At 73.9% G+C, this 6,135-nt stretch carries 5 protein-coding genes; 3 read left to right on the top strand and 2 right to left on the bottom strand.

Annotated elements, in window-relative coordinates; translation table 11 throughout:
• On the top strand, nucleotides 1-510 hold a 510-nt coding region (locus tag ACWCSD_RS15175; RefSeq protein ID WP_449915376.1), incomplete at its 5' end, for a GNAT family N-acetyltransferase.
• Here ACWCSD_RS15175 and ACWCSD_RS15170 read toward each other — a convergent pair.
• Entirely contained in the window at nucleotides 500-2,470 is a 1,971-nt protein-coding gene (locus ACWCSD_RS15170) for a hypothetical protein (protein ID WP_449915374.1), read from the bottom strand. The two genes, ACWCSD_RS15175 and ACWCSD_RS15170, sit on opposite strands and share 11 nt — an antisense overlap.
• A gap of 229 nt (nucleotides 2,471-2,699) precedes the next feature.
• Between ACWCSD_RS15170 and ACWCSD_RS15165 the strand changes: the two genes are divergently transcribed.
• Both ACWCSD_RS15165 and ACWCSD_RS15160 read left to right on the top strand, forming a co-directional pair.
• On the top strand, nucleotides 2,700-3,830 hold the full coding sequence (locus ACWCSD_RS15165) for an alkaline phosphatase PhoX (RefSeq protein WP_358291832.1): 1,131 nt from the start codon (nucleotides 2,700-2,702) through the stop codon (nucleotides 3,828-3,830).
• 109 nt (nucleotides 3,831-3,939) lie between these two features.
• Nucleotides 3,940-4,794: an SGNH/GDSL hydrolase family protein gene (locus tag ACWCSD_RS15160; protein ID WP_397155637.1), complete on the top strand. Its 855-nt coding sequence runs from the start codon at nucleotides 3,940-3,942 to the stop codon at nucleotides 4,792-4,794.
• A gap of 51 nt (nucleotides 4,795-4,845) precedes the next feature.
• On the opposite strand, the gene ACWCSD_RS15155 is transcribed toward ACWCSD_RS15160, so the two are convergent.
• The gene (locus tag ACWCSD_RS15155; RefSeq protein WP_397155635.1) at nucleotides 4,846-6,051 is read right to left on the bottom strand and encodes a PucR family transcriptional regulator; all 1,206 of its coding nucleotides are present in this window, start codon (nucleotides 6,049-6,051) and stop codon (nucleotides 4,846-4,848) included.
• Nucleotides 6,052-6,135 lie beyond the last annotated feature (84 nt).

Here is a 6,135-nt window from a genome sequence, read left to right as displayed (position 1 = left end):
CTGCCCGCGGTGTCGTACCTGGTGCCCGAGCCGGCCGGGCGGCACGAGATCATGGTGGCCGACTTCCTGATCCTGGTCTCGCACGCCATCGAGCACGGCGAGGTGGACCTGCTCGACGAGGGCCGCGCGGTCGCGGTCTGGCTGACGCACACCGCCGACGCGCCGCTGCCCGAGCCGCCCGACTACGACCGCCGCCTGACCGCCGCCACCGGCAGGTGGGCCGACCGCTTCCGGGTGCTGGACGAGCTGTTCGAACGGCACCACCCGGAGCCGCCGTACCACCACCTGGCGTTCCTGGCCGTGCACCCGGACCACCAGGGCCGGGGGCTCGGCTCGGCGCTGCTGCGCCGCCACCACGCCCTGCTGGACGGCGCGCCCGCCTACCTGGAGGCCAGCAGCGCCCGCAGCCGCGACCTGTACGCCAGGCACGGCTACCAGGCCGAGGAGCCGTTCGCGCTGCCCGACGGCGCGCTGTTCTGGCCCATGTGGCGGCCCGGCGTCACCGGGTGACGCAGGGCCCCTCGCAGACGTCGGCGACCACGCCGGTCTTGAGGAACACCGACTTCTGCAGCTGGGCGGCCGGGGTCCTGCGCGGCTTCTCGTGCGGGTCCTCGCCCTGCGTAGGCGGGGTGTTGGTGAGCGGCGGCGCGGGGGCGCCGCTGTCCCACATCACCAGGGCCGAGCCGGGATGGGCCCGGCCGCGGATGCCGGGGATGCCCCAGAACGGCACGACGTCCGGGCTGCGTCCCGGGGCGAGGGCCGGGGTCAGCAGCCGGGCGCCGACGGTGCGGGCCTCGACCTCGGCGGTGACCGTGGCCACCTGGTGGTCGCCGAAGGCCACGTGCATGAGCACCCGGTGCCGCGGCGTCCCCGGGTAGGGGCGGTCGGTCAGGTGGGCGGCGTAGCCGTCGGCCTCGCCGCGGTCCCACAACATCTGCATGAGCGCCAGGATGAGCTGCTGGTCCAGCTTGTCGGGGTAGGCCCGGTCGAAGGCGGCCTGGAAGGGGGCGGCGTCGGCGCTGCGGTTGAACAGGGTGCTGTAGTTCATGCCGGTCACGCCGAGCACGCCGCGCTCGATGTCCTTCGACAGCGCGACCAGCGCGCCGCCCAGGATGCCGCCCTGGCTGTTGCCGTCGTACACCAGGCCGTGGCGGGGGTCGATCAGCGGGCGGCCGCCGGCGGTGCGGAAGGCGGGGTGGGCGGCGAAGCCGTCGGGGGCGGTCATGGCGCGGCCCAGGAACATGAAGTCGAGGAAGCCCTGCAACGTGCGGTCGGGGATCGTGCCGAACCGGGAGATGTCGGTGAAGACGGAGACGACGTTCGGGATGTCCTCGTCGGCCATGCCGATCCACTTGGTGGCGCAGAAGAGGAAGCCGTGCTCCTGCGCCATGGTCTTCACGTTCGACGCGCCCACCTCGGAGTGCCTGCCGAGCAGGCCGTGGCCGTACAGGGAGGGCCGGGCGGGGCGGTCGAAGGCGACGCGGGGGATCTCGCAGCGGAAGGGCGCCACCTGCTCGTTGCCGGGCAGGCGGGCCGGCAGGCCGTCCGGGCCGCGGTTGAGCGCCGACCCGGGCGGGCCGCCGGGCCGGTCGAGGTAGCTCGGCACGCGGAAGGTGCCCTCGACCCGGCGGGCGATCTGGGCGTCCTGCTCGGGGGTGAGGTCGGTGACCGAGGTGACCTCGAAGGCGGGCGCGCGGCCGCGCAGCGTGCGCAGGGCGTCGTCGCGCATGGCCAGCGCGGGACCGGCCAGGCCGCGCGCACTGGCGACGGTGAAGTCCCAGGCCAGGTAGAGGCCGCGGGTGCCGATGCCGGCGCGGCGCAGCGCGGACAGCGCGGGCTGGAGGCGGCGCTGACGGTCGTGCAGCTCGTGGTCCGGCGGCAGGGGCGGCCCGGCGACCGCGGCGAAGGCGGGGCTCGGCGGGATCGGGGCGCCGGCGGCGTCGCGGAGGTCGCGCAGGGCGACGGCGTACCGGTGGCCCTCGCTCAGGTTGCGGGCCGGGCGGACGATCAGGGCCTGGCGGTCGGCCGGCGCGTTCGCGTCGAGCTCGGCCCAGTACGGCCACCGCTCCCCCGTCACGGTGTCCAGCAGCACGACAGGCGCGTCCCGGTCCAGCGACCTGCCGATGTCGGTGATGGGCGCGGCGCCCGTCCTGGCCAGGTCGAGCCCCGGCACCCTGGCCAGCAGCATCGAGCCCGGCGAGAAGCCGTCGTTCCTGTTCCACTCGGCGGGCGCGATCGGCACGCCGGCGACCGAGACCGGCATGGACCCGGCCGCGAAGGCCACCCGGCGGCCCGTGTCGGTGCCCCGGTCGGCGACGGTGAACCAGTCGTTCGGGAACGGCAGCAGGCAGGCCGCCGGATCGATCGGGTCGCAGCCGGACGGTTCGGGGACCGCCGAAGCCGGTGACGCCGTCGGGGCCGCGAGCGACGCGCAGGCCAGGGCGAGGACGGTGAGGAGACGGGGAAGCACGCGCACGGGCACCTCGGGGGCTGATCGAGGCCGGGGGGTCGGGCCATGGTGGATCGCGCCGGGGCCGCCGTCAATCGGCTTCGCGGAATGCCGCCCAGATTTGTGAGGCGTCACAGATTTGACCGTCCGGATTTACCGCCCTGTCCAGTTCACAGAAGGACGAGCAGGGCTCATCGTCATGTCTGCGAATTCAAACGACCTCGAACGACGCGAGCCACGTGGAGTGATGATGCGCCGTCGTACGTTCATCAGGACCGTCTCCGCGGCGGTCGCGTTCTCCGGGGCGATGTGGCACGACGCCGTCGCCTCCGCGGCGGGCGCGGGCGTGAGCCCGTACGGGCCGCTCGGCGCCCCGGACGCCAACGGCATGGCGCTGCCCGCCGGTTTCACCGGCCGGGTGGTGGCCAGGTCGGGCCGGGTCGTCGGCGGCACGCTGTGGCACCCCGCTCCTGACGGCGGCGCGTGCTTCGCCGACGGCTCCGGCTGGATCTACGTGTCCAACTCCGAGGTGCCGCTCGTGGGCGGGACCTCGGCGATCAGGTTCAGGGCCGACGGCTCGATCGACCGGGCGTACCGGATCCTGAGCGGCACGAACCTCAACTGCGCGGGCGGCGCGACCCCGTGGGGCACCTGGCTGTCCTGCGAGGAGATCTTCCGCGGCAAGGTCTACGAGACCGACCCGTACGGCAACCGCTCCGCCCAGCAGCGCCCCGCGATGGGCAAGTTCAAGCACGAGGCCGCGGCCTGCGACCCCGACCACAAGGTCGTCTACCTGACCGAGGACGAGGGCGACGGCTGCTTCTACCGCTTCACCCCCACCACCTGGGGCGACCTGTCCAGCGGCCGGCTCGACGTGCTCTGCGGGATCGGCGGCGACAGCGTCGAGTGGCGGCCCGTGCCCGACGCGACGCCCGGCGTCTTCGACACCCAGACCAGGCACCAGGTCTCCGCGGCCCGGCACTTCAGCGGCGGCGAGGGCTGCCACTACGCCGCCGGGATCTGCTACTTCACCGCCAAGGGCGACCGCAAGGTCTGGGCCTACGACACCGCCCGGCAGACGGTCACCGCGGTCTACGAGGGCGGCGGCACCCTCGACGGCGTCGACAACATCACCGGCCGCCCGTCCGGCGACCTGTACGTGGCCGAGGACGGCGGCAACATGGAGATCAACATCATCACCCCCGACGGCGTGGTCGCCCCCGTCATGCGCCTGGACGGCCAGGCCAAGTCGGAGATCACCGGCCCCGCGTTCTCCCCCGACGGCACCCGGCTCTACTTCTCCTCCCAGCGCGGCACCAGCGGCGAGACCGCCGGGACCGGGGGGATCACGTACGAGGTGACCGGGCCCTTCCGCCGCTGACCAGCACGGCTTCACCCCACCGGGGCCGCTGACCGGCCCGGCCTCCGTCACCGGAGCCGCTGACCGGCACGGCCATCGCACCCCCCACCCTCCGCCGAAGGAGTCCTCCATGGTCCGACGGTTGCTCGTCCTGCTCTCCGCGACCGCCCTGGCGCTCGGCGTCGTGCCGCCCGCACACGCCGCCCAGGGCGAGGTGTACGTGGCGCTCGGCGACTCCGCCGCGTCGGGTCCCCTGGTGCCCAACCAGGTCGTGCCCGACCTCGGGTGCTGGCGTTCCGACCACAACTACGCCCATCTGACCGCCCAGGCCATCGGCGCCGCCACCTTCAGGGACGTCACCTGCTCCGGCGCCAAGACCCGCGACATGTACAACTCCCAGGGCACCGACCTCGGCAGCGTCGCGCCCCAGCTCGACGCGCTCAGCTCGGACACCACCCTGGTCACGGTGCAGATCGGCGCCAACGACGTCGGCCTGACCGGCTTCATCGAGGACTGCCTCAACCTGCTGCCCCCGCCCATCGGCGACGCCTGCAACGACGACTACGTCGTCGACGGCCAGGACTCCTGGCGGGTCAAGACCGACGCGCTGCGGCCCAAGCTGACCACGCTGGTGACCGACATCCGCGCCCGCGCCCCGCGTGCCCGGATCTTCATGGTCGGCTACGCCACCTACGCCCCGCCGAACGGCTGCTACCCGACCGTCCCGATCATCAAGGCCGACGCCAACTACATCCGCGCCACGCTCCAGTACTTCAACCAGATGCTGGCCGAGCAGGCCGCCGCCGCGGGCGTGTCGTTCGTCGACCTGCAGACGCCGAGCGTGGGCCACGACCCGTGCAAGGCTCCCGGCGTGCGCTGGATCGAGCCGTACGTGCCGGCCTCGCCCGCCGCCCCGTTCCACCCCAACGGTCTCGGGATGCGGAACTTCGCCACCGTGGTGACCGCCGCGGTGTCCGGGGTCTGAACGCTCCGAATCGCGCGACGGGAGCCGTCCCCGCCCGGGGGCGGCTCCCGTTCACTTGCGGTGCTGTCGTCTGGCGGCCAGGGCGGCGCCGATGCGTTGCAGGTGGGCCGGGTCCACGGGGTCGAGGCCGGTCAGGCTGACGGCCCTGCGCAGGCGGTAGTCGACCGTGTTGGGGTGCACGTGCAGCAGCTCGGCCGTACGGCGGCGGTCGAGGCCGGTGTCCAGGTAGACCGTGAGCGTCCTGAGCAGGTCGGGGTTGTCGAGCAGCGGGTCGAGCAGCCCGGCGAGCACGGCGGTGGCCTGGCTCGGCCGGGTGAGCTGGTACTCCAGCAGCACGTCGGCCAGCCGGTAGGCGCCCGGCGGCTGCTCGAAGACCCGCACCACCTCCAGGACCTCCTCGGCCAGCTTGACCGCCTCCGGCACCCCGGGCGGCGCGGCGATCTCGGCCGCCGCCCACACCGGCACGCCGGCCGCCTTGGCCATCGCGGCGGCCGTCTCGCCGACCTCGTACCAGTCGGGGTCCTCGCCGGTGATGGGCACGAACACCAGGCCGCCCGTCGTGTCCAGCACCGACAGCACCGGCTCGGCCGCGCCCCGCTGGAGCGCCGTCCTGATCCGGTGGAGCTTGCGGCGGCCCGCGATCGACCCGCCCGGCTCGTCGCTCTCCTCGTCGGGATGCCGGCCCACGGCGAGCGCCAGCACCAGGTAGCGCGGGGCCAGCCGGACCCCGGCCAGGGCCGCCCGGTCGCCGCCGAGCAGCGCGGACACGGCGGCGTGCAGCGCGTGCTGCTCGTGGCTGAGCATCCCCTCGCGCTCCTCCAGGTACGCGGTGCACACGGCGGCCGTCACCGACTCCGTGTAGAGCAGGATCAGGCGGTTGGCCGTCAGCACGTCCGCGAAGTCGGCGGGCGTGGCCGCGGCGAACAGGTGCTCCCACACCTTGCGCGCGCCCAGGTGGTAGGCGGCCAGCAGGGCCTCCAGCGGCACGCCCTCCTGGGCCCGGCGGGCCGCCGACGAGCGCAGCGGGGCCAGCTCGGCCCTGGTGGGCGGGCGGCGGTCGCGGAACATGCGGGCGATCAGCCGCAGGTTGTGCTCGGTGATGACGGTGATCTCGCCGTCGAGCTCCTCCCTCGGCAGCCGCCGGTAGAGCGGGATCTCCTCGGCGAAGCCGCGGACGAGCTGCCTGGCCAGCTTGGCGGTCTGGCGTTCGAGCAACTCGTGCGCGACGCACCCGGCCAGGGTGAGGGCAGGGACCACGTTCCGAACCCTCCCAGAACATGAGCCGTCAGTGAAGGGCGGCCGACAGGCTCGGTCCGGGCCGGGGCGTGAAAGTTTCAGCGT

The organism is Nonomuraea sp. NPDC001684, from assembly GCF_053596515.1.
Note: the sequence above shows the minus strand (reverse complement) of the source record. Positions and strands in the feature narration are given on the sequence as shown.